Below are 26409 nucleotides of genomic sequence, written 5' to 3'. Positions count from 1 at the left end.
GAGCACGTCGATGCGCCCGAACGCCTCCACTGTCTTCGCGACGAGTTCGCGGCAATGCGCGCGACCGGTGATGTCGCCGGGCAGAAGCAGCGCGCGGCGCCCCGCTTCCTCGACCCAGCGCGCGGTTTCCTTCGCGTCGTCGTGCTCGTCGAGATACGAGATCGCGACGTCCGCGCCCTCGCGCGCGTACGCGATCGCCACCGCGCGCCCGATGCCGCTGTCGCCGCCCGTGATCAGCGCGGCCTTGCCGGAGAGGCGCCCGCTGCCCCGATAGCTGTGTTCGCCATGGTCCGGCTGCGGGTTCATCGGCGCGGTGAGGCCGGGTTGCCGGTCCTGCTGCTGGTCCGGCAGCGGTGGCGCCGGATAGGAATGGTCCGTCATGGCACGTCTCCCTTGCCTGTTGATGAAGCGGGTGGAAACCCTGCGGCCAGCAAGCGGCGGGCCCATGCCGGCAAATGGCGGACCCGTCGCGCGGACGAAACGCCTAAACTCGTCGATAGGGGACGCGCGAAAAGTGCGCGCCCCCGCTCCGGTGCTCCGGAATCACACGCATGATCGAATTCGTCACGCTCCCCGCGACCCCTGCACACGGCGCCGTCACGCTCGACTACGAATGGCTCGCGGGCGGGAGCGTCGCCGCGCCGCTCGTCGTGTTTCTGCACGCGGGCCCGGATCCTTACGCGAGCCACAGGGAATGGGCGGCGGCGCTGTGCCGCGCGCTCGGCTTTCGCGGCCTGCTCTACGCGCGGCCCGGCTACGGCCCGCCCGCGCCGCGCCCGCATGCGCCACCGCCCAGCTGGCCGATCGATTTCCTGCATCGCCAGGCCGACGGCATCCTGCCCGCGCTGCTCGACGCGCTCGACATCAGTCCCTCCGCGCGCTGCCGCCGGATATGGCTCGTCGGGCACCGCGACGGCGCCTCGATCACGCTCCTCTACGCGAGCGCGCAGCCCGCCGGGCTGGCAGGCGCGGTGGTGATCGCGCCGCACACGTTCGCGCCGCACGCGTTTGCCGAGCCGTCGGGCGCGGACGGGCCGCTGCGCATCCGCGCCGCCTTCGAGACGACGAACCTGCGCGATCGCCTCTCGCGCTACCACGACGACGTCGACCCCGGCTTTCGCGACCCGCACGATGCGCCGCCCGGCGCCTCATCCCTGAACTGGCATATCGAGGCCGCGCTGCACGCGATCCGCTGTCCGCTGCTCGCGATCGAAGGCTTCGCGCATGAACGCGACGCAGGCGGCAGCGGGCGCGCGCGCGCCCATCTCGAATCGATCGAGCGGCATGTCCGCGGCGCGGCACGGCTCGAAATCGCGGGAACGCCGCCGGATCGCGACGGCGGATACGAGCACCTGAACGCGTCGATTGCGCGATTCATCGGCGCCTGCGCCCCTTTATCTCAAAATTGAATAGGCGCTATGCGCGATATCGCGTTGCGCGATAGCCGGCGCGACGCGAGACTGTCTTCACAAAATCATCACGCATCAAGGAGACATTCATGCGTACTCAAGTCGGCATCGTCGGTGCGGGCCCCGCCGGGCTTCTTCTCTCCCATCTGCTCCATCTTCGCGGCATCGAATCGGTCGTGCTGGAAGCGCGCGGCCGCGACGACATCGAATCGACGATTCGCGCCGGCGTGCTGGAACAGGGCACGATGGACCTGCTCAACGAAGCCGGGCTCGGCGCGCGGATGCAGGCCGAGGGCGCGCTGCACCACGGCTTCGAACTGGCGTTCGAGGGCGAGCGCCGCCGCATCGCGCTGACCGACCTGACGGGCCACTCGATCACCGTCTACGCGCAGCATGAGGTGATCAAGGACCTCGTCGCCGCCCGCGTGGCCGCCGGCGGCGCGCTGAAATTCAATGTCTCGAACGTGTCGCTGCACGACTTCGACGGCGCCGCCGACGCGCAGCCGCGCATCAAGTACCGTCACGAAGACCGCGACGAAGAACTGGAATGCGACTACATCATCGGCTGCGACGGCTCGCAGGGAGTCGCGCGCGGCTCGATTCCAGCGGCGCTGCGCCACGATTACCAGAAGGTGTATCCGTTCGGCTGGTTCGGCATTCTGGTGGAGGCGCCGCCTTCGTCCGACGAACTCATCTACGCGCGCCACGACCGCGGCTTCGCGCTCGTCAGCACGCGCTCGCCGGGCATCCAGCGCATGTATTTCCAGTGCGACCCGAAAGAAAGCGTCGACGCCTGGTCGGACGACCGCATCTGGGCGGAGTTGCACGCGCGCGTCGATACCGCCGACGGCTGGCAGATCACCGAAGGAAAGATCTTCCAGAAGAACATCGTCGGGATGCGCAGCTTCGTCTCCACGCCGATGCAGTGCGGCAAGCTTTTTCTCGCCGGCGACGCCGCGCACATCGTCCCGCCGACGGGCGCAAAGGGCCTGAATCTGGCCGTGTCGGACGTCAAGGTGCTGACGGCGGCGCTCACGGCGTTCTACAAGGAAGGCACGAGCGACAAGCTCGCCCGCTACACGGACACCGCGCTCAAGCGCGTGTGGCGCGCCGAGCACTTCTCCTGGTGGATGACGCGCATGCTGCACAAGCTCGACGACACGTCGCCGTTCGAGCAGCGCCTGCAGGTGGCGGAACTGGAGCACGTGACGACCTCGCGCGCCGCCGCCACCGCGCTCGCGGAAAACTACGTGGGCAGCGTCGCGGTGTAACAGTGGCCGCCGTGTTTCGCGGCGGCGGCGCCGTTCAGGCCGCGCGCCGCCCGCATGGCCGTCACAGCAGCGCCACCACCCTCACGTCGCCCTCCACCGACGGCACGACCTGGCCGCCCACGCGCCGGAACGTAATCGACACGCTCCGGCTGCCGACGCGCAGGTCGCCGATCTCCAGCCAGTCGATCCCGTCCGGCAACTGCGGCCGGTCGATGCGCACTTCCTCGTTCACGGCATCGATGGAAAGGCCGAGGCACGCCTCCAGGATCATGAACGGCGCCCCCGCCGCCCAGGCCTGCGGCAGGCACGCGACCGGATACGCGATCGGCTTCTCCCCGCGCTGCCGCGTGAAGCCGCAGAAGAGTTCCGGCAGGCGCATGTCGAACGTCACGGCCGCTTCGAACAGCGCCTGCAGGAGCCGCACCGCGCCGCCACGGTCGCCGTAGCGGGCAAGGCCGCGCGCGCACATCGCCGTGTCGTGCGGCCAGACCGAGCCGTTGTGATACGACATCGGGTTGAAGCGCGGCTGGCCCGCCGCGAGCGTGCGCACGCCCCAGCCGGTGTGAAAGAGGGTCGATTCGAGCTGCCGCGCGACCGCTTCGCCGCGCTGCCGCTCGACCAGCTCGAACGCGAGCAGATGCCCCACGTTCGACGCCAGCACGCGGCACAACTCGCCGTGGCCGTCGAGCGCAATGCCGTAGAAATCCGACTCCGGGATCCAGTACATCGCCTCGACGCGCTCGCGGATGTGCTCCGCGCGGGTGTCGAATTCGAGCGCGTCCTGCGTTGCGCCGCGCTGGCGGGCGAAATGCGCCATCGTCGAAAACGCCTTCGACGCGTACGCCTGCACCTCGACGAGCGCGATCGGTCCGTCGGGGAAACGGCCGTCGGCGTGGAACACCGAGTCCTGGCTGTCCTTCCAGCCCTGGTTCGCGAGCCCGTGCTCGGACGCGCGCTGGTAGTCGAGCAGCCCGTACGCGTTCTTGTCGCAGTGACGCGCTATCCACTGCGCCGCGAGCTGCAGCGCGGGCCACAGTTCGTCGATCAGCGCGGTGTCGCCGGTGCGCTGCGCGTACGCGCCGGCGAGCACGATGAAGAGCGGCGTGCTGTCCACGCCGCCGTAGTACATCGCGAACGGCACCTCGCCGGTTGCGGCCATCTCGCTCTTGCGCGTCTCGTGCATGATCTTGCCGACCTCGGCGTCGCGAAACGCCGAGTCCTCGCGCGCCTGATGCGTCGCGAGAAAGCGCAGCACGCCGCGCCCGAGCGACGGCTGAATCCACAGCATCTGGAGCGACGTGATGATCGCGTCGCGCCCGAACGCCGTCGAGAACCACGGAATGCCCGCGTACGGATAAGGCCCCGTTTCTAGATCGGTGGTCAAAAGCCCGAGATCGGACAGCGAACGGTCGATCCATTCGCTGAAAAGCGGATTGCTGGAGCGCACCCGTGCCGTCGCGCGGCGCCGCTCGCGCATGCGCCGGTGCGCCTCGACGAGCGCCTCGCGAATCGCCGGACGCCCCGATTCGGGCGCGCATTCGGCGGCTTCGGCGGCATTTTTCTTGCTCTGCTCGCTCGCGTCGCTCAAGGCATGGGTCGTGGCCGTGACCGACAGGTAGATGGAGATCGCCGTCTCCGACTGGATCTGCAGCGCGTAGTCGGCGCGGTTCGGCGTGAGCGAATCGGGCGCCGGCGTGAACTGGATGCGCGCGGTCCGCTCGACCTCGTCGAGCCCCGTGTAGCGCAGCACGACCTCGCCGTTTTCGACCACCGGCGGGCGCAGCGTGCCGCGCTTCGCGCGCGTCGAGCCGCGCACTTCGAACATGTCGAGGAAATCAGCGGCGAAGGAAATCGACAGCGGCACGGTGGCAGGCTCGGTGCCGTAGTTGGTGAGCACGATGCTCTCGTGCAGCACGTGCCCCGAGAGCACGCGCTTGCGCTCGACGTGGATCACGCCTTCCGGCGTGCGCGCGCCGCCGATGGGCGGCAGCGGCTTGTTGGTCAGGTGGGCCGTGAACACGGCGTTGTCGCTCGACACGCTGCCCGACAGGAGCGACGGCGCGCGGCCGCCGAAAGTGAGCACCAGCTCCGAGAGTACGCGCGTATCGTTGACGAAGAGGCCGTCGTCGATGCCCCGGATGTCGCCGTTCGCATCGTTGACGGCGAACGTGTTGCCCGACTTGAGCACGAACTGCTGCTCGCTCGCGATATTCGCATGCTCGTTCGGGATAAAGGCGTCATCCAGGGCGGAATGCTTTTGATGCCCCTGCTGCTGTTGCTTCGTTTCCATTGCACCTTCCTGAAAGTGGCGTGGACGAGGTGTGAGTTGCGCCTCTTCGCGCCCGATTCTACGGATTGCCCGCGCGCCCTGCATTCGGCCCCCGCTCACGCAGGAACGGCAAAGCAGCAGCGGGAGCGCCCGGGACCGGCTATCATCGACGGCTTTTCGACCGAATCACGCCTAACCGGTTCTCCGAGCGAATGTCATTTCCGCATATCGACTTACTTTATTCAGCATCCGGGCTCGCGGTCGGCTTTCTCGTCGGCCTGACGGGCGTGGGCGGCGGCTCGCTGATGACGCCGCTCCTCGTGCTCCTGTTCGGCATTCATCCGGCCACGGCCGTCGGCACCGACCTGCTCTACGCCGCCGCGACCAAGGCGACCGGCACGCTCGTGCACGGCATCAAGGGCTCCGTCGACTGGCGCATCACCGGCCGGCTCGCCGCGGGCAGCGTGCCGGCCGCGGCGCTGACCCTGCTCCTGCTGCACCAGTACGGGCTCAACGCGCCCGGAACCGCGCGGCTCATTCAGATCATTCTCGGCTCGGCGCTCCTGGTTACGGCGGTGTCGCTCGTGTTCCGCCCTCAGCTAGCGAGACTCGCCTATAAAAAGGGGCGCGGGCGGCCCGAACATCCACTGCGGACCACGGCCTGGACCGTGCTGACCGGCGCCGTCCTGGGCGTGCTGGTGTCGATCACCTCGGTCGGCGCGGGCGCGATCGGCGTAACCGTGCTGTTGCTGCTCTATCCGCGCCTCGCCACCGTGCGCATCGTCGGCTCGGACGTCGCCCACGCGGTGCCGCTCACGCTGATCGCCGGCACCGGCCACTGGATGCTCGGCTCCGTGGACTGGTCGCTGCTCGCGTCGCTGCTCGTCGGCTCGCTGCCCGGCATTGCGATTGGCAGCATGCTCTCCTCGAAGGCCCCGGAGGCGCTCCTGCGCAACGTGCTGGCCGCGACGCTGCTGCTCGTCGGCGCCAAGCTGATCTTCAGCTGATGCTCCGTCGACGCCCCGTCGATCGCTCAGTTGATAGTAGTCTCGCGCCGTGGCGGTTTCCAGTCGGCCGGATGGCATAAGCCGTTTTCACGTGGTTCTGGCTTATGCCATCCGGCCAGCTTTTCGCGGCGCCGCAATCCGGTCAACATGCGCATGCTGAACGGCGCGCCGAGCGGTCAATCCCGCCGGAAATGAAGGTTGGCGCGTCACGGTTCATTGACCATAATGCTGTGCGCGCAGCCGCGCATGTCCACCAGGAGCCAGCGATGAGCCAGAACGACGATCCGCGTGACGACCTTTCCGACATCGGCGACGCACCACAGGACCCCGCGCGGCGGCGGCTGCTCGCCGCGGGCGTCGGTCTCGCGGGGCTGTCGATCGGCGGCTGCAACCTGTTCGACTCGAAACCGTCCACGCCCAAGACCACGGCCGATCTCGCGCTCGACCGCACGCTCGCGGCGAAGGTCCGCCGGATTGTCGTCATCTACGCCGAAAACCGCAGCTTCACCAATCTGTACGGCAATTTCCCCGGCGTGCAGTATCCGCTCGAAAGCGTGCCGGCGGCGCGCTATGCCCAGTTCGATCGCGACGGGCGCACGCCGCTTCCCACGCTGCCGGCCATCTGGGGCGGGCTCGTGCCGCAGGCGCAGGAAGTGGGCGGCAAGCGCTACGCGATCAGCGAAAAGCAGATCACGGGCCTCGCCAATGCGCCCTTTCATCTCGTCGACGCGCAGGGCCAGCCGCTGCCCAACGGCGTGATCACGCGCGACCTCGTGCATCGCTTCTACCAGAACCAGATGCAGATCAACGCGGGGCGCAACAACCAGTTCGCCGCATGGGGCGATTCGGGCGGCCTCGTGATGGGCCACTACCGCAGTTCCGCCGAGACGCTGCGCCTGTGGGGCCTCGCGCAGCAGTACACGCTGTGCGACAACTTCTTCATGGCGGCCTTCGGCGGCTCGTGGCTGAACCACATCTTCCTGATTTCGGCGCAGGCGCCTTTCTATCCGGACGTCCACAACGGCCCGGCGGCGAAGCTCGTGTCGGTCGTGGAAGGCGAGGACCCGACGGCCACGCGCCTGAAGCTCGCGCCGGATTCACCGAAATCGGCGCTGGACGGACCGCCCAAGTTCGTGCGCGACGGCGCGCTGACGGCAGACGGCTATGCCGTCAACACGATGGCGCCGCCCTACCAGCCGAGCAACGTGCGCCCGGCCGAGCGCGGCGACCCGATGCTTGCCGACCTGTCGAATCCGCGCGTGCTGCCGCCGCAGACCTACGCGACGATTGGCGACCGGCTGTCGGCGAAGGGCGTGGACTGGGCGTGGTACAGCGGCGCGTGGCAATACGCGCTGGATCACGTCGATACCGGTTCGGTGCCCGATTTCCAGTATCACCATCAGCCGTTCAACTATTTCCGCAACTACGCGCCGGGCACGCAGGCGCGCGTGCAGCACCTGCGCGACGCCGGCCTCGGCAACGATCCGTCGACCAACAAGCTGATGGCCGACATCGACGCCGGGCGCCTGCCCGCGGTCACGTTCTACAAGCCGCAGGGCAACCTGAACATGCACGCCGGATACGCGGACGTCGAGTCGGGCGACCGCCATATCGCGAACATCGTCGAGCGGATTCAGCGCGGGCCGCAGTGGGAGAACACGGTGGTGATCGTCACGGTCGATGAAAACGGCGGCTGGTGGGATCACGTGTCGCCGCCGAAGGGCGACCGGTGGGGGCCGGGTTCGCGCATTCCCGCCCTCGTGATCGCTCCGTTCGCGAAAAAGGGCTTCGTCGATCACACCGTGTACGACACGAACTCGATCCTGCGCTTCATCTCGCGCGTGCACGATCTGGCGCCGCTCGACGGCGTCGCCGCGCGTGACCGCGCGTTCGCGGCGAACGGCCTGCCGCCGCTCGGCGATCTGACGGGCGCGCTGGATCTGGCCTGAGGAAAAAGGCCCGGCTAACTGCGCTCCACCCAGGCCCGCGCGGAGATTTCCAGCAGATAGCCGTAGTGCAGCGCGCCGACCGGCACCACGGCGCGGGCCGGCTTCCAGTCGCCGAAATGGCGCGCGTAGATCTCGTTGAAAGCCTTCCAGTGTTCGACGCCGACGAGATAGACCGTGACCTCGACGCAGTCCTTCAATCCGGCGCCCGCCGCGGCGAGCACCGCGCGCAGGTTGGACAGGGTCTGCTCGGCCTGCACCTCGAACGGCTGGTCGCCGGTGTGGGTGCCGTCGGGGCGCATCGGCAACTGGCCGGACACGCAGATCAGGTTGCCCGCGCGTGTCGCGTGGCTGTAGTGGCCGGCGGGAACGGGCAGGTCGGGGGCATTCAGGGCTTCGATGGGCGGCATGGGCTATCTTGTATCGAGGAGGGATTGACTGAACGTTGGCAAGGCGGTCACAGCATACGCAGCACGGCCTCACGCCGCCAGCTTCCCGGCGAGGAAATCGAGGAACGCCCTCGCCCGCGCGGCCATGGACTCGCTCTGGTAATACACCGCGCTGATCGGCAGGCGCGCGTCTTCGAGCGCGTCGTCGAGTATCGCGCGCAGCCGGCCTGCGTGCACGTCGGCGGCCGTCATGAATTCCGACAGGCACGCAATCCCGCCGTCGCAGAGCGCAAGCTGGCGGATCGTCTCGCCGCTCGACGCCGCCACCGTCGGCGTGACCGACACGAACGTGCCGCCTCGGCCGTCGCGCAACGGCCAGTCGTTCAGGCTTTCGGGCGCCGTGAAACCGATCAGCCGGTGGCCCTGCATCTCCCCGACGTCGCGCGGCTCGCCGTGCTCCGCCAGATAGCCCGGGCTCGCGAGCACGCGCGAGCGGCTGCTGCCGAGCGACCGGGCGTGCAGCGTCGAATCCTGCAGCGCGCCGATGCGGATCGCGATGTCCACGCGCTGCTCCATCAGGTCGACGATGCGCTCGTTGCTCGTCAGCTCCAGCGTGATTTCGGGATACAGCGCGGCGAACGCCTTCACGTGCGGCACGATGCAGTGGAGCATGAACGGCGACGCCGCATCCACGCGCAACCGCCCCGCCGGCCGCTCGCGGTGCCGCGCGATCGCCTCCTCGGCGTCCTCCATCGCGGAAAGAATCAGGCGGGCACGCGCGAGGAACAGCTCGCCCTCGTCGGTCAGCTGCAGGCGGCGCGTCGTGCGGCGCACGAGCGTCGCGTCGAGCTTCTTCTCCAGCCGCGCCAGCGCCCGGCTTACGCCGGACACGGTCTGCTGCAACGCCTCGGCCGCCGCCGTGATCGAACCGCTGTCGATCACGGTGACGAACGCGAGCAATTCGTCGGTGGTCGTCTTCATTGTTGATCCCAAGTCAAGGGTGATTTGAGACTAACACCGTTTTTGCGAAAGTCGAATAGCCGGATACTGCTTCCTGTCACCTCAATCACCGGAGCAGCACATGAAGATTTTCGTTACGGGCGCGGGCGGTTTCATCGGCGGTTCGATCGCGGCGGGGCTCGCCGGCGACGGCCATCAGGTGCGCGGACTCGTGCGCCGCGCGGAACAGGCGGACGAACTGAAGCGCCTCGGCATCGAGCCGGTGCTCGGCAGCCTCGACGACCGCGCGCTCCTCATCGCCGAGGCGCGGGCCGCCGACGCCGTCATCAACGCCGCCGACAGCGACCATCGCGGCGCGGTGGAAGCGCTGATCGAAGGGCTGGAAGGGTCGGACAAGCCGCTGCTGCACACGAGCGGTTCGAGCATCGTCGGCGATGCGTCGGGCGGCGAAGCATCGGATGCCGTCTATTACGAGGACAGCCTGCCCGAGCCGACCGCCGACAAGGCGCCGCGCGTCGCGATCGACAACCTCGTGCTCGGCGCGGCGAAGCGCGGCGTGCGCTCGGCGGTGCTCTGCAACACGCTGATCTACGGGCACGGCGCCATTCCGTCGGCGGCGAGCGTGCAACTGCCGCGTCTGCTCAGACAGGCGCGCAAGAGCGGCGTCGTGCGCCATGTGGGGCCGGGCCGCAACATCTGGTCGAACGTGCATATCGACGACGTCGTCGATGCGTATCGCCGCGCGCTCGAAAAGACGCCGCCGGGCACGTTCTATTTCATCGAGAGCGGCGAAGCGTCGATCCGCGACATGACTGCCGCCATGGCCGGCGTGCTCGGCCTCGGCGAGCCGCAGGACTGGCCGCTCGACGACGCCAAAGAGGAATGGGGCTACGAGATGGCGTCGTACGGCCTCGGGTCCAACAGCCGCGTGCGCGGCAAGCATGCGCGCGAACTGCTTGGCTGGCAGCCGAAGCGCACGTCGGTGGTCGAGTGGATCACAAAGGAAATGGTCTGAACGCCGTCCGCTTCAGGCGCATCGTGAAAAAAAACGCCACCGGCCGTCCGGTGGCGTTTTTGCGTTCGTGCACGATGCGGCGGCGTTCGGCGGTAAAAATCAGGCCAACGCCTTCGAAAACGCCTCTATTTCGCCTTCAGGCATGCCGGACTGCTTCGCCGCGTCGCGGATCTGCTGCCACGTCGTCGGATCGATCGGCACGCCGTTCGCGACGCGCTCCTCACGCCGCGCGTCTTCCGGCTCGCCCGGCGCATAGATGCGCTCGACGCCCGGCGCCACCCGCGACGTCTTCACCCACTCGACGAACGCCTCGGCCTCGGCCTGCGCGGCGGGCGCGTCGAAGGCGTTCGGATCGAGGATCACGGAGGTCATGCAGTTGATGATCGCACTCGTCTTCTGCAGCGTGCTTTCGCGCGTCGTGTAGCCGCCCGACAGCGCGCCGCCCAGAATCTCGCACATCGCCGCGAGCCCGAAGCCCTTGTGCAGACCGAACGGCAGCAGCGAGCCGAACGGCTCCTCGTGCATCACCTTCGGCTCGACGGTCGGCGTGCCGTCGTGTTCGATCAGATAGCCCGGCGCAACCTTCACGCCCTTGTTGTACGCGACGCGCGTCTTGCCGTACGCGATGCCGCTCGTCGCGAAATCGAGCACGAGCGGCGTTTTGCCCGCGCGCGGGAACGCGGCGCAGAACGGATTCGTGCCGAAGCGCCGGTCGGTGCCGCCGAACGGGGCGACGAGCGGGTCGCCCGCCACGTTCACGAAGTGAAACGACACCAGGCCGGCCTTCGCGCACTGCTCGGCCCAGTGCCCGATGCGCCCGATGTGGTGCGCGTCGCGCAGGCCCACCGCGCACACGCCCAGCTTCTTCGCGCGCTCGATGCCGTGCTCCATCGCTTCGTACGCGACGACCTGGCCGAAGCCCTTCACGCCGTCGATTGTCAGCACCGCGCCCGCGTCGCGCACGATCTCGGCGTGCGCGTTGAGCTTGAGTTCGCCGTCCGCGAGCGACGCGACGTAGCGCGGAATCATTCCGACACCGTGCGAATCGTGGCCCGACAGGTTGGCCATCACGAGGTGATCCGCGACGAGTTCCGCCTCGCGCGGCGTGCTGCCGGCGTGCTCCCAGATCGCGCGCACATAGGCGTGCAGGGTATCGGAGGGAATGCGCAACTCGGGCGCGGCCTGCGTCTTGATTTCGTTCATTGCTGCTGTCGTCTCCTGTGCAAAATGGCCTCTCGCGCGCAGCGCAGTGGCCGGCGCGTGGACTTACCACTTTACAGGCGATCGATTGGCCTGACCACTTCTAATGCGACAGCGGCTTGAAAAATCCGCCGGACCGGGGCGCCGGAGCGCCCGGTTTCGCGCGAGTGCGGGAAACCGGGCGCTCCGCGAAATGGCCGTCAGGACGCGGTCGCGATCACCTCGGCGACCGCCGCCGTGAGCTTCCTCGCATACGGCACGTGCAGGAATTCGTTCGGCCCGTGCGCGTTGGACTTCGGCCCGAGCACGCCGCACACCATGAACTGCGAGCGCGGAAAGCCTTCCTTGAGCGTGTTCATCAGCGGGATCGTGCCGCCTTGCCCGATATACGCGACGTCCGCCCCGAAGTGCCGGCGCGACGCGTCGTTGAGCGCGGTGCCGAGCCACGGCGCGAGATCGGGCGCGCTCCAGCCGGTCGCGGGACCGGCCTCGGGTTTAAACGTGACCTTCGCGTTGTACGGAGGATCGAATTCGAGCAGCGCCTTCAGCTCGGCGACCGCCTGCGCCGCCTCGACGAGCGGCGGCAGACGCAGCGACAGCTTGAACGCCGTGCGCGGCGCGAGCACGTTGCCCGCGTCGGCGAGCGGCGGCAGGCCGGACGCGCCCGTCACCGTCAGCGACGGACGCCACGTCGAATTGAGGAGCGCCTCGCGCGGATCGGTGGTGGTCGGCAGCACCGGGCCGCCGTCCTGGCCGCAGCTCCACGGCAGCTTTTTCCACACGTCGTCGCCGAGGATGCGCGCGGTTGCTTCGGCCTCGCGCAGGCGCTGCGCCGGGATCGGGCAGTGAAAGCCCTGCGGCAGCAGGTTGCCGGTGCCGGCGTCTTCGAGACGCTCGAACAGCTGGCGCATGATGCGAAACGTCGACGGCGCGATGCCGCCGTAGCCGCCCGAATGTATGCCTTCGTCGAGCACCTGCACTTCCAGGTCGCCCGACACGAGTCCGCGCAAGGACGTGGTGAGCCACAGCTGGTCGTAGTTGCCCGCGCCCGAGTCGAGGCAGATCACGAGGCCGACGTCGCCCAGGCGGCCGCGCAACGCGTCGATGTAGGGCAGGAGGTCGTAGCTGCCCGATTCCTCGCAGGTTTCGATGATGCCGACGCAGCGCGGCCGCTCGACGCCCTGCGCGTCGAGCGCGGCGATCGCGGTGATGCTCGCGTAGGTGGCGTAGCCGTCGTCGGCGCCGCCGCGGCCGTAGAGCTTGTCGTCTTCGAGCTTCGGCGTCCATGGGCCGAGGTCGCGCCGCCAGCCTTCGAATTCGGGCTGCTTGTCGAGGTGGCCATACAGCACGACGGTTTCGGTGCTGCCGGAGCGCGTCGCGGGCGCTTCGAAGAAGATCACCGGCGTGCGCCCGGGCAGGCGCACGATCTCGACCTTCAGGCCCTTGACGGGCTGCTGCTCGACCCATTGCACAGCGTCCGTCACCACGCGCTCGATGAAGCCGTGGCGGGCCCAGTCGGCGTCGAACATCGGGCTCTTGGCGGGGACGGCGATGTAGTCAGTGAGCGCCGGAACGATCTCGTCGTTCCATTTGCGGTCGACGAAGGCGCAAAGCGCGTCGCGGTCGAGCTGAACGGCCTGCTCGGCCTGCGGTGTGGTGTCATCGGAAATCATGACGGTCTATCCATCCGATTAAACCTCAATGATAGACGCGTTTTGCATCCGGCTCGACGCGAGTTTCCCCACTTGTGCCTTCATCGAGCGGCCGCTTTGGCCCGACCGCGCGCGTCACCGGCTCCTCGCGGCGCTCGCCGGTGACGGTCGTGCGCACGAGCGCCGGGTCGGCGTCGATGGCGGCGTCCGTGAACGGGAAGCGCTGCCAGGTCTTCGATGCGAACAGCCGCGTCGCGTCGCCGGAATGCGGCGACGCCGGGTCGTCCGACTCGGAATGCGCGAGCATCGTGTCGGCTTCCACGCCCTGCGGCCCGAACGACACGACCTGCACGTAGCTGTCGCCGTGGCCGTTCACGTCCATCGGATAGCCCTTTGCGTCGAGCGGGCGGCGCGCGCAGACGATCGTGAAATAGCCCGGTTCGTCGCAGCCGCCGTAAAGCGGCACGCGCTCGCCGTTGCGCTCCGTGTAGAGGATGTCGCCGCGGCGCGAGTTCAGCGCGAAGCCGTTGAGCCTGAGCGCGAGCGCGGCGCCGCCAAGCGCCTGCCTCAGGTCCTGCACGACCGCCGGGTTGGCCGTGTTGAAGCCCCGCGGCGTCGCGAGCGGCGCGGCGGGGTCGAAGCCGGTCGCGAACAGCCGCTCGGGCGCGATGCGCGTCACGCGCGTCCAGAATTCGTCCCACAGGTTGGCGCCGCGCGAGCCGGTGTTCGCGGTGCCGTCCCAGGCGCGCAGGACGTCGCAGGCTTCGCGCAGGCCGCTTTGCGAGTCGCCGAAATTGCACGCGGAGTCGAGCAGCGGCTTCCTGAAAATGCGCTCCGACATCGAGCCGCTTTCGAGCACGGCGGTTTTCAGCGCGTCGCGCGTGACGCCGCCGGGCGCGCGCTGAAGCTGCGCGGCAAGCAGATGCCCATAGCGCGTGCGCAGCGACTGCTGCGTGGCGGTCGGGCCGGTGATGCGCGGATAGCCGGTCGTGGGCGAGTTGGCGTTGGTGAGCCAGTAGCCGTCGTTGAAATTGCCGACGTAGTCGCCGCGCATGATGCCCGGCATCTGCGCGACGGGCAGCGCGCCGGGCTGCACCGCCGACGCGTCGCTGCGCCACGCGCACTCGCTCTTCGAGCCGTCGAGGAACGGCACGCCGCGCATCCGGCTCGCGAACGCGCGGCCGGCGGGGGTCGTGCAGCTGTCGACGAGCGCGTCGGGCACGTTCGGGATCGGGCCCATGTCGGCGAACCACACGCGCGCGTCGCCGCGGCCGATCGCGATCGTGTTGGCCCACGGCATCGCGGCGAGCCGCTTTTCGATCGAGATGAAGTCGTTGAGCGAGCGCGCCTGGTTCCACGCGAGGAAGTTCTCGAACGCGCGCGGGTTGTCCGCGTTCGCGTCGCGCAGGGCGAACGCGCGCTGCGCGCTCCAGCCGAGCCCCGGCACCATCGACGACAGATCGACGAGCGGCCCGAAGCGCGACCGGTACAGCGTGCGCGTGACGGGCTCGAAGGTGCCGTCGGGGCGGCGCGTCTGCACGGTGATCTTCACGGGCGTCATCGGCTCGGAGCGGCCGTCGTACTGGTAGCGCGTCGGGTCGGCGGGATCGAGCGTCAGCTGGAAGATGCCGAAGCGCCGCGCGCCCGATACCGTGTGCGTCCACGCGACATCCTCGTTGAAGCCGAGCACGATCAGCGGCACGCCGAGCAGCGACACGCCCGCCACGTTCAGTTGCCCCGGAATGGTCAGCTGCGCCTGATAGAAGCGGTCGGGCCCGCGCCAGAACCAGTGCGGGTTGCCGAACAGCAGGCTCGTGTTGCCGTGCGTGATCGGCGCGCCGAACGCGAGCGCGTTGCTGCCGACGCCGGGCGTCCTGACGCTTTCCGTCTGCGGCGGCGCGGCATCGGGCGCGCCCTGCACCGCGCCGTCGCCCGGCTTCGAAGAACTGCGCGGCGGCCGCGCGCCTGCGACCGGCTGCACAAAGAGCGCCGCGCCGCCCGCGAGACTGGCCGCGATCAGCCGCTGATACACGTCGTCGGCCGTGATCTTCTCGACCCACGGCTTGCCCCTGCACGCGGCGTGCGCCTTCGGGACGCGGCCGGCGTCGAGATCGCCGACATAGCGGTTGTAGCCGGCCGCGAAGCCTTCGACGAGTTCGCGAAGCTGCGGCGGCTGCGCCGCGCGATAGCGCTCGACGGCCGGGCCATCGGCGAGCAGGCGGAAGAAGAAGTCGGCGTCGAGATTGCGCGGCTGGCCGAATGACGCGCCGGCGGGCGGCCGGGCGTCGGCGCCGAACCAGGCGGAGCGCTCGCCGCGAAACGTGACGAAGCCGTCGGCGAGCGTGCACAGGTTGTCCTCTGCCTGAACGTACCCGTAGCCATAGCCGAGGCTGCCCCAGTCGGCGGCTTTCACATGGGCGATACCTGCCTGGGTGCGGCGGATGTCGGCGCTGTAAGGGGCTTGCGAGCGCTCGGACTGCATCGGCGGGAGCGGCGCGCAGCCGGCCAGCACGCCAGCCGCGAGCGCCGCGGCCACGGCGGGCCTGGCGGTCTTGTTCATCGAAACAATCCTTCGATCCGTTCGAGTGACAGCCGCTCCCGGCGGGGCGCACGCCCGGGCGCCGCGGGCGGCTCGCGACTGCTGCCGCCAAGTATGCGCGCTGCGCCACCTCGCGCGCCGCCAAAACATAGTTGCCTGTGTCCGGCCGCGCTTCGGTGCAAAATGAAACGTGAGTGAACCACGCGCGATGCGCGCCGCCCCGCGACCGGACATGTCCGCATCCGACCCCCGCCCCGTCCCGCCCGAGCGCCCCGCGCCCGACGAATGCTGCCAGAGCGGCTGCAATCCCTGCGTGTTCGATTTGTACGAAGAGGCGCTCGATCGCTACGAAGCCGACCTGCGCGCATGGGAAGAGCGCGCGGCACGCGCTCGCGTGCGCCGCGCCGCTCGTCGCGAGGATCACGCCGCCGGCAAGGCCCCGCGGCCGTAGTTCTCCGCGTGCGCGTTTTCCGCGCGCGGCTCACTTTCGACGAGCGGAACGGCGTATCGCGCCAATCCTCCGCCAGCGGTTCATACGCGTGTCGACCGGTCGCCGCCCGCATCGGCAGATCGGTGCCGCGCGCCGGATGAAGCCGGGTGTCAAAAAGGCGCGGCGCCGCTTTGTCCGCATGCCTGCGCGGGAGCGGCCCGGCAAGTTCGCGGGAAAGACGGGGGCTTGCGTGCCATCGACGGCCAGCTTCTGCAGCGGTTCGAATGAGGCGCTATGCTTGAGCCCCTTCCCTGAAACGAACGGAGACAACCATGGCCCTTTCGATGTACCGCGCGTCCATTCCCGTGTTCATTCGCGCATTCGACGTGCTCGCCACGCTGCTGGAAAAGGCCGCCGCTTTCGCCGACGAAAAGGGCATCGCGCATGCCGATGTGCTCGGCGCGCGGCTCGCGCCCGACATGCTGCCGCTCGCCGCGCAGATCCAGCGCGCGAGCGATACGGCGAAGATGTCGGCGGCGCGCCTTTCGGGTGAGGAAGCGCCGCGCTTCGACGACAACGAGGACAGCTTCGCGGCATTGCAGGACCGCATCGCGAGGACGAATGCGTATCTGAAGAGCCTCGACGAAAAACACTTCGACAACGCCGAAACGGTTCCGGTCACGCTGAAGTTCAAGGATATCGAGCCGCGCTTGGACGGCGTCGACTATCTCTTCGTGTTCGGCCTGCCGAACTTCTATTTCCACGTGGTCACGACGCACGACATCCTGCGTCATCTCGGCGTGCCGGTCGGCAAGCGCGATTATCTCGGCCCGTTCGAATAAGCCAGGAGATTTCGACGAGGTCGAGATCCGGGTGGCTCCGCCGGCTGGGGGAGCGTGTCATGGCAGCGGGCCGGAGCCGGCCCCGCACACCCTAGCCCCGCACCGCGATCTGCTTCTGCCACCCGCTCAGAATGCGCCTTGCGAGCGCGTTGTAATCGCCGCCAAAGTGGTGGTCGCCGGGCGTTCTGATCACTTCGATCCCGGTCTTCGTCAGCGACGGGCACAGCGTGTCCTCTTCCTTCTCGCCGTAGATGCACTGGACCATCGCGGGCGGCAGCTTCGCGAGCTCGGGCCCGACCGGCCGCGCCTCGTCGCTCGCGGGCATGCCGAGCCAGCCGGTCACGCGGATCTGGAAGTCGGCGGCGGGCGCGAAGCCCATCAGCGACACATACGACACCCTCGCCCGCGCCGCCTCGGGCAGGCGGTTGTAGGCGAACGGCATCACGTCGGCGCCGAACGAATAGCCGATCAGCGCCACGTGGCTCACATGCCAGCGCGCGCTGTAGGTCTGGATCACGCGGGCGAGGTCGTGCGCGGTCTGCTCGGGCGTCTTCTCGTTCCAGAAGTAGCGCAGCGCGTCGATGCCTATCACCGACACCCCGTCCTTCTGCAACGCCTCCGCGATCGTCTTGTCGAGATCGCGCCAGCCGCCGTCGCCGGAGATGACGATCGCGAGGAGATCCGTCGGCCGCGCGGCGCGCAACTCGACGAGCGGCAGGTCCGACACGTCCTCTTCACGCGCCGCGACGGACTTCAGATGCGGCGCCGTCATCGCGACGAGCGCATCCGCCTTCGAGCGGCCCGGCTGCATCGCCCCCCGCTCGACGAACCCGGGCAGCCCCTTGCCGTGCGTGATGGTCGGATCGGGCGGGCACGGCGCGAAGCGGGCGTCGAGCGACTTGTCGGCGGCGAGCGACACCGCGCCCGCGATCGTGTTCTCCGGCGCCTGCGCCAGAATGCGCTCGGCGAGGAGCGCGCCCTGCCCGGTCCCGGCGACGATCGGCGAGAAGTAGCGGCTCGACTGCACGCCGCGCTCGAGCTGATGGCTCACGGCCTCCGCGTCGCCGACCAGGTTGTGGCACGCCTCCTTCTGCGCCGGCAACTGCGCCGCGTAGCGCGCCGTGTCCACGCCGACGACCATCGCGCCGTTCTTCGCGAGCGCGTCGGCGGCCTGCTGGTCGGCGGCGCTCCAGCCGCCCTGTTCCGAGAACAGCACGACGAAGCCGCGCATCTCGCCCGCCGGCTTCGTCAGCGTGACCTGGCCGTAGCGGCCGCCCGCGAGCGTCGCCGCGTGCGCGGTGGACAGCGTCGCGAGCGCGAGCGCCGCAACCTTGAACAAAAATTTCATGAACGCCAGCCTCCCGCCAGCAACGAGAGATCCGCCAGCGTGAAAAACACGCCGACCGAACCGGACGCCGCGAGATAACGCGGCTCCCAGCGCGGCTGAAACTTGCTCTTGAATCCGCGCAGGCCGCGGAAGTTGTAGAAACGCCCGCCAAAGCGCCAGACGAGGCCCGCAAACCGGTGCCAGTGCGACGCGAGCGGCGTCGGCTGCATGCCCGAGAGCGGCGCAATGCCAAGCGACAGCGACTGGAACCCGGCCTGCTTCAGGTGCAGCGCGAGCTTGGTGAACAGATACTCCATCGCGTACGGCGAGGCCTCCGGCAGATGGCGCATCACGCCGACGGTCGCCTCCGTGTTCAGGTCGGTCGTCATGAACGTGACGAACGCCACCGGCGCGCCCTGCTGGCGCACGAGCAGCACCGACTGCGCCGCGAGATAGTCTTCGTTGAACGCCGCAACCGAGAAGCTCTTTTCGCGCGCGAAGCGGCTGTCGAGCCATGCATCGGAGATCTCGCGCAGCATCGCGAGGTTTTCCGGCACGCGCGCGGGTTCGAGAACCTCGACGTCGAAGCCGTCGCGCTCGCCGCGCTTGAGCGCGTAACGCAGATGCGCGCGGTGCGAGCCCTTCAGGTCGAAGTCGGAGAGCACGACGTGCGCCTCCTCGCCGAGCTTTCTCAGCGTGAGGCCGGCATCGAGATAGAGCGGCAGCGCGTCGGCGCGCACCTGGTAGAACGCCGCGCGGCCGTTGTGCGAATGCGCGAGCTCGACGAACTTGCGGATCAGCTCCGCCCATTCGCGGCGCGGCCCGACCGGGTCGTGCAGCGCGGCCCACGTGCGGCCGTGCTTGGCGTACATCAGGAACGCCTCGCGCGACTCGGAAAAGAGAAAGCTCTTGTCGCCCATCATCGCGAGGCCGGCGTCGCTGCGCTCCTGCGCGCGGAAGATGCGCGCGGCGTCGAGCAGGTCCTCGCGCGCGGGCTTCACGAAGCGGCCGGCAGCGGGCCGCAGCAACTGCCACACGGCGAACGCGCCGGCGAAGAGCGTGGCCGCGAGCGTCGCGCGCAGCGCGCGGGGCGCGCGTTCGTCGAAGGCGAACTGCCACCAGAGGTCGCGGCTGTACTGCACGTCGCGAAAGGCGAAGAACATGATCCACACGGCGAGCACCAGCACGACGCCCACCGACGCGAGCCACGTCGACGTGAAACGCTCGGCAAAGAGCGACGAGCGGCGGTTGAAGCGCTCGCGCGTCGCGACGAGCAGCACGATGAGAAAGCCGAGCACGCCCGCCTCGATGAAGGCGAGGCCCTTCGCGAACGACAGCGCCAGGTTCGTCACCGCGAGGATGAGTGCGAGCCACCACGCGGCGTCGAGCCGGCGCAGCAGTCCGCGCGCGACGAACAGCAGCAGCACGCCGAGCACGCTGCCGAGCAGTTGCGAGCTTTCCAGCACCCAGAGCGGCAGCATGGTCTGCAGCATCGCGATGCGTTTGGCAAAGGCGGGCGTGGCGCCGGAGATCACCAGCATGCCGCCCGCGACGAACGTCACGATGCTCAGAAAGAGCGGCGCGAGCTGCGAGACATGGCGCGGGCGCAGCAGCGCGAAGCGGCCCTTGAGCGCGCGGCCTTCGAACGCCGCCATCACGCCCGCCGAGAGGATCAGCGGCAAGCCGAAATAGATCGCGCGATAAGCGATCAGCGCCGCGACCATTTCGGGCGTCTTCACGCTGCCGCCGAGCGCGAAGACCATCGACGCCTCGAACACGCCGACCCCGCCCGGCGTATGGCCGATCATGCCGAGCAGCATAGCGGCCGAAAATACGGTGACGAAGTTGCCGAAGCCCACCTGCGCATGCGGCAGGAGCGCCCAGAGCGCGAGGCCAGCGGCGATCACGTCGACGACGGCGAGCGCGATCTGCGCGACGAAATCACGCCGCGCCGGAATGCTGAAGGCGAGCCAGTCGAAGCGAAGGCGCAAGGTGCGCGGCGCCGGGCCGCAGCACGCCACCATCGCCGCAAGCACGGCGAGGAGCGCGGCGCCCGTCCAGCGCAGCGCGCCGGGCGCCAGATGCATCACGCCGGCGAGCGTGTCGGCGGCACAGACCATGCCGGCGGCCGTCATCAGCACGAGGGAGAGCGCGAGCGTGACGCTGGTGAACACCGTCAGCCGCCCGACCTGCGCGGGCGTCACGCCCGCCGCGCCGTACACGCGGCAGCGCACGGCGCCGCCCGTGAGCGCGCCGAAACCGGTCGCGTTGCCGAGCGCCGAGCCGACCGTCGCGCCCACCCACAGCAGCGAGCGCGGCACGGTCGTCTGGATGTGGCGCAGCCCGACGGCGTCGCGCCCGACCAGCGCGACAAAACTGAGCGCGGTGGCGAAAAGCGCACCGGCCCAGGCCTCGAACGTGAGATGACGCAAATGGCGCATCACCGACTTGTAGTCGACGGCCTGCGACAAATGCTGGAACACGACGAGAAGCAGCCCGCACACCACGACCGTCAGGACGGGCGCCGCGAAACGCTGCAAATTCCACGCTTTCGACCAGCGGCTCAGTGCCGCGGCCGCGTGGACGGGATTGACCAACTTTCTGCGAGACATGCGTTCAACCAGACTTGCCAATACCGCCACAGGGCACCCGATCGCCTTGCGGCGCCCCCGGCGGCATGAATAGTTATTTTGACTTCAAGGTGCTCCGACCCCGTGCGCCGCATGGCCGGCCAACCGGCCGGTCCGCGCGAACCCTGACAGACGCATTCCGCGTCATGCCAAACACCTGACTTTAAGAAACGTCTGTATAACGGCGCAGGTTGACCCGGACTTAAGAAAAGACTGTAAGGCAGCGCTCACACGGGCTGAACGACGGCCCGGCGCGCGTCCTCCAGCGTGACGAAGGAAAGACCCTCGCGCCGGGCGGCATCGACGACGCGCGGCAGCACGGACAGCAGCACCGGCCGGCCCGCGTGGTCGGTGGCGGCGTTCGCGTCGTGCAAGAGCAGGATGTCGCGGGCGGCGAGGCCGTCGAGGAGGCGCGCCGTCACCACGTCCGGATCGCGCTCGCGGGTGTCGAAGCCGCGCCGCGTCCACGCCGCGAGCCGCAGGTCGAGCTTTTGCAGCACCGGCTCCAGGAACAGGTTGCGCAAGCCCGCGGGCGCCCGGAAAAACGACGGAAGGGTCCCCGTCAGATCCGCGAGCGTGTGTTGCGCCGCCGCGATCTCGCGCTCCAGCAGGCGCATCGGCGTGACCGAGAACGTGTGCACGTGAGCCTGCGAATGGTTCTCCACCGCGTGCCCGCGCGCCACGATCTCGCGCGTAAGCGCCGGATGGCGGCGCGCCCGCGAGCCGATGCAGAAGAAGGTCGCGCGCACGCCGTGGGCGTCGAGCAGGTCGAGCACCTGCGGCGTGACGACGGGGTCGGGGCCGTCGTCGATCGTGAGCGCGATCGACTCTGCCGTGCGCCCGGCTTCGGGCAGGCGCGTCCAGTTCGGCCCGAGCAGCGACGAGCGCGGCCAGAGGCCGGCCGCGGTGACGGTCGCATGATTGAGCGCGGTGCCGGCGAGCCACCACGGCCAGCTCGACGGCGCCGCCGCGACGCCCGCCAGCGCCACCGCGTGCCACGCGGCCGACACGGTGAGCGCCGCCGGATACCGCCCGGCGGGCCAGCGGCGCGCGGGCGCCCGGGTGTCGGCAGCCATTCGCCGATGTATTCCAGTCATTTCAGTTCTTCGATGCCCATTGCGCCCGGCATCGGGCGATACCGCCCCGAAATCAAGGGCGGCCATCCGTCTCTAAATAGACGGGACCGCATCAGACCAGTCCCGTCAGCGGTATTGCTGCGGCCCGCGTGAAGGCCGTTGCCGATCGCGCCCCGCTTTACGATTTGTCAGGCAAACGGGTAGGATCGGGGACCGGAGCGGGCGCAAGCCGGTGCAGGGTCGGCCGTCCGACGCACAATGCACAAACACATCGCACGAACACAAGGCACAGAACGAATGAAATATCCTGCCCTCGTCACGCTCGCCGCGGCTTGCACGCTGGTCCTTTCCGCCTGCGCCTCGCAGACCGACAACAATCTGATGCAGACCGTGCCGGTCGGTTCAGGCACGTCGCACCTCGCGATCTATCCGTTCGTCGAATGCGTGAAGCCGAAGTGGACGTCGCTCGCAGCAAAGGTGCGTCAGTACGCGCCCGATTCCGACGGCCAGATCCTGTCGGTGCACGGCAAGGGCGCGAGCGACTCGGTGCTGATCCTCGCCGAGCCGTCTGCGAACGGCACCGGCTACACCATCTACGGCGACGTCGTCGCGGCAAGCCGCTACGTCGCCCTCGCCCACTCCTGCGACTAGCGCCGCGCGGCGCTGGTCACGACGGCTTGCCGCCGCGCATGTCGACGCCCGCGCGGTGCGTACCGACGATCCGGCCGATCAGATAGCCGTCCGACGCGCACGCGTTGACGCGCTCGTCGCCGTTCCACTGGATCTTGTACTGGTCGTCCTGCGAGTGGATGTCCGCCGGGTCGAAGCGGCGCTTCGGCGGCGTCCTGGCGCCGGTGTCGCGCGCATGCTCCATCTGGAGCCGGTTCCACGTCAGCGCGTAGCCGTAGCGCACGCCGTCGGCGAAGGCGGCGTCGTCGCAGACTTGCGACGGCGGCGTCACCTTGATCGTCACGTGGTACGTGTTTGCGCCGCCGACCGTGATGCGCTGCTCGCCCGGCGGGGCGGGCGGCGCGGGTGGCCCTACCGTCGCCTGCGCGGCGGACGCCGGATTCGGCGCGGGAGGCAGGCTCGCGCCGGCATTGTCTTTCGGAATGGGCGCGCACGCGCTCAGGACCGCCATCGACGCACCGAGCGCCGCGCTCAAGCCTTTCAATCGTCGGAGGAAATTCACCTGCGTTTAATCTCAAAATAATCCGACCGACACATTACCACCTCAGACAAATCCCCCTCATCTAGATATTTGGTAACAGTCTATTAAGACGACGCCGTAGCACTCTCCTCCAGTACGAGAAGATTCTCATGCGAAAAGCCGAGCGTGACGGGCTGGCCTCGCTCGGGGAGGCGGCGGTTCGGGTCGTTGAAGATGTCGAGCGAGAGGACCGAGTCGCGCACCCGGGCCCGGATCCGCACGACGGAGCCGAGAAAACTGACCTCTTCGACGGTGGCCGCGAGCGAGTTGCGGCCTGCTGCGGGCGCTTCCAGCACGATGGCCTCCGGGCGCACCGCGAGGAGCCGCTTTTTGCCCGCGTCGCCGGATGCGAGCGCGTGCGCGGTCACGAGTTCCTGGCCCTCGACGGCGATCCTGCCTGTCGCCGGGTCGAGCACCTGCCCGGCGAGCACGTTGAGCGTGCCGACGAACGACGCCACGAAACGCGTGCGCGGAAAGTTGTAGATCTCCGAGGGCGTGCCGACCTGCTCGATGCGTCCCTCGTTCATCACGACGATGCGGTCCGAGATCGACAGCGCCTCTTCCTGGTCGTGGGTGACGAAAATCGACGTGATGCCGAGTTCGCGCTGCAGCGCGCGAATGTCTTCGCGCAGCGAGACGCGGATTTTGGCGTCGAGTGCGGAGAGCGGCTCGTCGAGCAGGAGCACTTGCGGCTTGCCCGCGATCGCGCGGGCGAGCGCGACGCGTTGCTGCTGGCCGCCCGACAGCTGCCACGGATAGCGCTCGCCGAGCGTCGGGAGCTTGATGAGCGCCAGCATTTCATCGACTCGAGCGCGGATCTCGGCCTGCGGCCGGCGCAGCACCTTCAGGCCGAAGCCGATGTTTTCCGCGACGGTCATGTTCGGAAAGAGCGCATACGACTGGAACACCATGCCGACCTTGCGCTGGCGCGTGCGCAGATGCGTGACGTCGCGGCCGGCGAGGCGGATGGTGCCGCGCGTCGGCGTTTCGAAGCCTGCGATCATGCGCAGGACGGTGGTCTTGCCGCAGCCCGACGGGCCGAGGAACGTGATGAACTCGCCGCGTTCCACCTGCATCGCGAAGTGATGCAGCGCCGTGTGCGCGCCGAACGTCTTTTGCAGGTTTTCGATTTCTAGCAATGGCATGGGGAGGTCGCTGGCGCTTGGGTTGGGGTTCGGTGTACGAGGTTCCGTGTTCGCGGCTTGCACCGCTTGATGTGCTTTCGCTTCCGTTTGACTCGTCAGGCTTACGGTCTATCAGCTCCCGCTGTGTGGCCGCCGGGTACTGGGTTCGGGCTTCTACACCGTTTGATGTTTTTGCGCTTCTTGTGAACTTGATTTCTTCGCGGTCTATTAGCTCGCCCCTGTGCGGGGCGAAGCTAATAAACCAATATCAAAGCAAGTTTCACAGGAGCGCAGGCGCATCAGACGGTTCAACAAACAACCGCCCAACCCAAGCGCCAGCGGCATCACCAGACCAAGCGCCAGCGGCATCACTTCCGTGCAACGGCCCGCCCGGAGCCAAAAACCTGAATCAGCCCCATCGAGGCCCACGTAATGACAAACGCGATGATCGCGAGCGCAGAAGGCTCATACGCGCGATTCGCGCCGATCAACTGTAGGTATGGGCCAAAGGCGGGCCGATCGAGCAGGCTGGCGATCGTGAACTCGCCGATGACCACGGCAAACGTGAGAAACGCCCCCGACAGAATGCCCGAGCGCACATTGGGAAAAATCACCCTGAAGAGAATGGTAGGCCATCCCGCGCCGAGGCATTCAGCGGCTTCCGTCAAAGAACGGACATCCACGGCACGCAACGCCGAATCCACCGAACGGTACATGTACGGCAGACACAGCGTCACATAGCCGAACACCAGCAGCACATCGGTTGCGCGCTCGCTGCTCGTGAGCGGCAGGATCGAACTGCTGTTGTAAATGCGCAGGTAGCCGAACACGATCACGATCGCGGGAATCACGAGCGGCAGCAGCGTGATGAACTCGATGACCGGCCGCAGCTTCGGCAGCTTCAGTTCGACCCAGTAAGCAGTCGGCACGACAAGCAGCACCCCGACGACGATCGCGCACACGCCCATAAGGATCGAGTAGCCAAACGACGCCTGAAAGCGCGGGTCGGCGAGCACGATGCGGTAAGCATCGAAGCTGTAGGTGCCGCGGCGCATCCGCATGCTGAACTCGACGGTCGCGATCAGCGGCAGCAGAAAATACAGCGCGCCGACGATCATCGCGATCCACGCGCCAGCCCGTGTCTGCGCGCGTGCCTTGTGCACGGCGGCGGTGCTCATCGGCGTCCCCTTTCGGCGCGCGAGCGCAGCCAGATATAACCGCCGTTGGAAAGCCCCGTCACGAGCACCATGCCGAGCGCGAGCGCGTAGCCGAGATTCTGGTTGTGCAGCACGTCGCCCCGGATCTGCGCATACAGCACGATCGGCACGATGTTCAGCGAACTGCCGGTCAGCGCGTACGCCGTCGCGACGGCGCCGAACGCATTGGCGAAGAGCAGCAGCGTGGCGCCGAGCACGCTCGGCCACAGCACCGGCAACGCGACATAGCGCCAGTAGTGGTAGGCCGTGCCGCCCAGGCAGTCGCAGGCCTCGCGCCACTCGCGCTTGAGGCCGTCGAGCGCGGGCGTCACGATCAGCACCATCAGGGGGATCTGGAAGTACAGGTAGGTCAGCGTGAGGCCGCTGAAGCTCAGGATGCTGAAGCCCGTCGAATACAGATTGATGTCGAGATACTTCTTCAGCAGCACGGTCACGAGACCGATGCGCCCGAGCGTGCAGATGAATGCGAACGCAAGCGGCACGCCCGCGAAGTTCGACGCCACGCCGGAAAACGTCATGAGCGTCGGCCTGATCCAGCCCGGCAGCCTTCCCATCACCGCCGCCCATGCGAGCAGCAGCCCGAGCGCGGCGCCGCCGGCCGCCGACGCCGCGCTCACCTTGAAGCTGATCCAGTACGCTTCGAGCACGGTCTCCTGAAGCAGATCGCGGAAATTGACGAGCGTGAAATGGCCTTGCGCATCCTGGAAGGCGCCGATCATCAGATACGCGGTCGGCAAGAGCAGGAACAGCACGGCGAACAGGAAGAACGGCAGCACGCCGAGCCAGGTCCACGCAGCCGACGCGCGGCGCGCATCCTTCGCACGCGGACCGTGCGAAGGACCCGGACGCGAATCGCCTTCCGTCAGCACAACCGCGCCCTTCGATGGAGTCGTCAT

General features: G+C 68.3%; 21 protein-coding genes and 1 pseudogene. 8 read left to right on the top strand and 14 right to left on the bottom strand.

Translation table 11 applies throughout. The features are described from left to right. Positions 1-381, bottom strand: a 381-nt coding sequence (locus tag BG61_RS24665; protein WP_035942278.1) for an SDR family NAD(P)-dependent oxidoreductase, incomplete at its 3' end; no start/stop codon positions are given. A 170-nt stretch (positions 382-551) separates the two neighbouring features. On the opposite strand from BG61_RS24665, the gene BG61_RS24660 reads away from it, so the two are divergent. Both BG61_RS24660 and BG61_RS24655 read left to right on the top strand, forming a co-directional pair. Continuing rightward, positions 552-1409 (top strand): alpha/beta fold hydrolase, encoded by an 858-nt coding sequence (locus BG61_RS24660; protein ID WP_051672767.1) that lies wholly within the window; start codon positions 552-554, stop codon positions 1407-1409. A gap of 89 nt (positions 1410-1498) precedes the next feature. Further along, a complete protein-coding gene (locus BG61_RS24655) occupies positions 1499-2680 on the top strand; it encodes a 4-hydroxybenzoate 3-monooxygenase (protein WP_035940106.1) in 1182 nt (393 codons plus the stop codon). 61 nt (positions 2681-2741) lie between these two features. Here the strand turns inward: BG61_RS24655 and BG61_RS24650 are convergent, their stop codons facing one another. Next, positions 2742-4970, bottom strand: coding sequence for an amylo-alpha-1,6-glucosidase (locus BG61_RS24650; RefSeq protein ID WP_035940104.1), 2229 nt, complete (start codon positions 4968-4970; stop codon positions 2742-2744). A gap of 191 nt (positions 4971-5161) precedes the next feature. On the opposite strand from BG61_RS24650, the gene BG61_RS24645 reads away from it, so the two are divergent. Together BG61_RS24645 and BG61_RS24640 are read left to right on the top strand one after the other, a co-directional pair. Then, on the top strand, positions 5162-5956 hold the full coding sequence (locus tag BG61_RS24645) for a sulfite exporter TauE/SafE family protein (RefSeq protein WP_035940102.1): 795 nt from the start codon (positions 5162-5164) through the stop codon (positions 5954-5956). 266 nt (positions 5957-6222) lie between these two features. Continuing rightward, positions 6223-7905 carry an acid phosphatase gene (locus BG61_RS24640; RefSeq protein WP_035940171.1) on the top strand — a complete coding sequence of 561 codons (1683 nt, stop codon included), beginning with the start codon at positions 6223-6225 and terminating at the stop codon, positions 7903-7905. 14 nt (positions 7906-7919) lie between these two features. On the opposite strand, the gene BG61_RS24635 is transcribed toward BG61_RS24640, so the two are convergent. Together BG61_RS24635 and BG61_RS24630 are read right to left on the bottom strand one after the other, a co-directional pair. Beyond that, a complete protein-coding gene (locus tag BG61_RS24635) occupies positions 7920-8312 on the bottom strand; it encodes a RidA family protein (RefSeq protein WP_051672766.1) in 393 nt (130 codons plus the stop codon). A gap of 69 nt (positions 8313-8381) precedes the next feature. Next, complete coding sequence (locus BG61_RS24630; RefSeq protein ID WP_035940100.1) at positions 8382-9272, bottom strand: LysR family transcriptional regulator; 891 nt, start codon at positions 9270-9272, stop codon at positions 8382-8384. A 100-nt stretch (positions 9273-9372) separates the two neighbouring features. On the opposite strand from BG61_RS24630, the gene BG61_RS24625 reads away from it, so the two are divergent. Next, positions 9373-10266 (top strand): NAD-dependent epimerase/dehydratase family protein, encoded by an 894-nt coding sequence (locus tag BG61_RS24625; protein WP_035940099.1) that lies wholly within the window; start codon positions 9373-9375, stop codon positions 10264-10266. Between the two features lie 99 nt (positions 10267-10365). On the opposite strand, the gene BG61_RS24620 is transcribed toward BG61_RS24625, so the two are convergent. The 3 genes and pseudogenes from BG61_RS24620 to BG61_RS24610 form a co-directional block, all read right to left on the bottom strand. After that, entirely contained in the window at positions 10366-11469 is a 1104-nt protein-coding gene (locus tag BG61_RS24620) for a malate/lactate/ureidoglycolate dehydrogenase (protein WP_035940097.1), read from the bottom strand. 197 nt (positions 11470-11666) lie between these two features. Next, positions 11667-13139: a M20 family metallopeptidase gene (locus BG61_RS24615; RefSeq protein ID WP_035940096.1), complete on the bottom strand. Its 1473-nt coding sequence runs from the start codon at positions 13137-13139 to the stop codon at positions 11667-11669. 136 nt (positions 13140-13275) lie between these two features. Then, positions 13276-15678, bottom strand: a pseudogene (locus BG61_RS24610) (penicillin acylase family protein); the annotation flags it as partial. A 187-nt stretch (positions 15679-15865) separates the two neighbouring features. Here BG61_RS24610 and BG61_RS24605 point away from each other — a divergent pair. Both BG61_RS24605 and BG61_RS24600 read left to right on the top strand, forming a co-directional pair. Then, positions 15866-16108: an oxidoreductase-like domain-containing protein gene (locus BG61_RS24605; RefSeq protein ID WP_051672765.1), complete on the top strand. Its 243-nt coding sequence runs from the start codon at positions 15866-15868 to the stop codon at positions 16106-16108. A 311-nt stretch (positions 16109-16419) separates the two neighbouring features. Beyond that, positions 16420-16929, top strand: coding sequence for a DUF1993 domain-containing protein (locus tag BG61_RS24600; protein WP_035940095.1), 510 nt, complete (start codon positions 16420-16422; stop codon positions 16927-16929). A gap of 91 nt (positions 16930-17020) precedes the next feature. On the opposite strand, the gene BG61_RS24595 is transcribed toward BG61_RS24600, so the two are convergent. The 3 genes from BG61_RS24595 to BG61_RS24585 form a co-directional block, all read right to left on the bottom strand. Beyond that, positions 17021-18277: a virulence factor family protein gene (locus BG61_RS24595; RefSeq protein ID WP_035940094.1), complete on the bottom strand. Its 1257-nt coding sequence runs from the start codon at positions 18275-18277 to the stop codon at positions 17021-17023. Continuing rightward, the gene (gene mprF, locus BG61_RS24590; protein WP_081868174.1) at positions 18274-20868 is read right to left on the bottom strand and encodes a bifunctional lysylphosphatidylglycerol flippase/synthetase MprF; all 2595 of its coding nucleotides are present in this window, start codon (positions 20866-20868) and stop codon (positions 18274-18276) included. Before mprF ends, BG61_RS24595 begins: the two co-directional genes overlap by 4 nt. Before the next feature lie 245 nt (positions 20869-21113). Beyond that, the gene (locus BG61_RS24585; protein ID WP_035940090.1) at positions 21114-21962 is read right to left on the bottom strand and encodes a polysaccharide deacetylase family protein; all 849 of its coding nucleotides are present in this window, start codon (positions 21960-21962) and stop codon (positions 21114-21116) included. 297 nt (positions 21963-22259) lie between these two features. On the opposite strand from BG61_RS24585, the gene BG61_RS24580 reads away from it, so the two are divergent. Beyond that, entirely contained in the window at positions 22260-22613 is a 354-nt protein-coding gene (locus tag BG61_RS24580; protein ID WP_035940087.1) for a hypothetical protein, read from the top strand. A 16-nt stretch (positions 22614-22629) separates the two neighbouring features. Here the strand turns inward: BG61_RS24580 and BG61_RS24575 are convergent, their stop codons facing one another. The 4 genes from BG61_RS24575 to BG61_RS24560 all read right to left on the bottom strand — a co-directional run bounded on the left by BG61_RS24575 (position 22630) and on the right by BG61_RS24560 (position 26409). Then, entirely contained in the window at positions 22630-23127 is a 498-nt protein-coding gene (locus BG61_RS24575) for a hypothetical protein (protein ID WP_232256444.1), read from the bottom strand. A 110-nt stretch (positions 23128-23237) separates the two neighbouring features. Next, a complete protein-coding gene (locus BG61_RS24570) occupies positions 23238-24317 on the bottom strand; it encodes an ABC transporter ATP-binding protein (protein ID WP_035940084.1) in 1080 nt (359 codons plus the stop codon). A gap of 347 nt (positions 24318-24664) precedes the next feature. Next, positions 24665-25474: an ABC transporter permease gene (locus tag BG61_RS24565; protein WP_035940083.1), complete on the bottom strand. Its 810-nt coding sequence runs from the start codon at positions 25472-25474 to the stop codon at positions 24665-24667. Further along, on the bottom strand, positions 25471-26409 hold the full coding sequence (locus BG61_RS24560) for an ABC transporter permease (protein WP_035940081.1): 939 nt from the start codon (positions 26407-26409) through the stop codon (positions 25471-25473). Before BG61_RS24560 ends, BG61_RS24565 begins: the two co-directional genes overlap by 4 nt.

Origin of the sequence: Caballeronia glathei (assembly GCF_000698595.1) — a bacterium.
Classification (GTDB): domain Bacteria; phylum Pseudomonadota; class Gammaproteobacteria; order Burkholderiales; family Burkholderiaceae; genus Caballeronia; species Caballeronia glathei.
Note: the sequence above shows the minus strand (reverse complement) of the source record. Positions and strands in the feature narration are given on the sequence as shown.

What these genes read in the sequence shown, in the direction of transcription:
- BG61_RS24660 (WP_051672767.1), top strand. Translation starts at nt 552, where the DNA reads ATGATCGAATTCGTCACGCTCCCCGCGACCCCTGCACACGGCGCCGTC.
- BG61_RS24655 (WP_035940106.1), top strand. Translation starts at nt 1,499, where the DNA reads ATGCGTACTCAAGTCGGCATCGTCGGTGCGGGCCCCGCCGGGCTTCTT.
- BG61_RS24650 (WP_035940104.1), bottom strand. Translation starts at nt 4,970, where the DNA reads ATGGAAACGAAGCAACAGCAGCAGGGGCATCAAAAGCATTCCGCCCTG.
- BG61_RS24645 (WP_035940102.1), top strand. Translation starts at nt 5,162, where the DNA reads ATGTCATTTCCGCATATCGACTTACTTTATTCAGCATCCGGGCTCGCG.
- BG61_RS24640 (WP_035940171.1), top strand. Translation starts at nt 6,223, where the DNA reads ATGAGCCAGAACGACGATCCGCGTGACGACCTTTCCGACATCGGCGAC.
- BG61_RS24635 (WP_051672766.1), bottom strand. Translation starts at nt 8,312, where the DNA reads ATGCCGCCCATCGAAGCCCTGAATGCCCCCGACCTGCCCGTTCCCGCC.
- BG61_RS24630 (WP_035940100.1), bottom strand. Translation starts at nt 9,272, where the DNA reads ATGAAGACGACCACCGACGAATTGCTCGCGTTCGTCACCGTGATCGAC.
- BG61_RS24625 (WP_035940099.1), top strand. Translation starts at nt 9,373, where the DNA reads ATGAAGATTTTCGTTACGGGCGCGGGCGGTTTCATCGGCGGTTCGATC.
- BG61_RS24620 (WP_035940097.1), bottom strand. Translation starts at nt 11,469, where the DNA reads ATGAACGAAATCAAGACGCAGGCCGCGCCCGAGTTGCGCATTCCCTCC.
- BG61_RS24615 (WP_035940096.1), bottom strand. Translation starts at nt 13,139, where the DNA reads ATGATTTCCGATGACACCACACCGCAGGCCGAGCAGGCCGTTCAGCTC.
- BG61_RS24605 (WP_051672765.1), top strand. Translation starts at nt 15,866, where the DNA reads ATGCGCGCCGCCCCGCGACCGGACATGTCCGCATCCGACCCCCGCCCC.
- BG61_RS24600 (WP_035940095.1), top strand. Translation starts at nt 16,420, where the DNA reads ATGGCCCTTTCGATGTACCGCGCGTCCATTCCCGTGTTCATTCGCGCA.
- BG61_RS24595 (WP_035940094.1), bottom strand. Translation starts at nt 18,277, where the DNA reads ATGAAATTTTTGTTCAAGGTTGCGGCGCTCGCGCTCGCGACGCTGTCC.
- mprF (WP_081868174.1), bottom strand. Translation starts at nt 20,868, where the DNA reads ATGTCTCGCAGAAAGTTGGTCAATCCCGTCCACGCGGCCGCGGCACTG.
- BG61_RS24585 (WP_035940090.1), bottom strand. Translation starts at nt 21,962, where the DNA reads ATGGCTGCCGACACCCGGGCGCCCGCGCGCCGCTGGCCCGCCGGGCGG.
- BG61_RS24580 (WP_035940087.1), top strand. Translation starts at nt 22,260, where the DNA reads ATGAAATATCCTGCCCTCGTCACGCTCGCCGCGGCTTGCACGCTGGTC.
- BG61_RS24570 (WP_035940084.1), bottom strand. Translation starts at nt 24,317, where the DNA reads ATGCCATTGCTAGAAATCGAAAACCTGCAAAAGACGTTCGGCGCGCAC.
- BG61_RS24565 (WP_035940083.1), bottom strand. Translation starts at nt 25,474, where the DNA reads ATGAGCACCGCCGCCGTGCACAAGGCACGCGCGCAGACACGGGCTGGC.
- BG61_RS24560 (WP_035940081.1), bottom strand. Translation starts at nt 26,409, where the DNA reads ATGACGACTCCATCGAAGGGCGCGGTTGTGCTGACGGAAGGCGATTCG.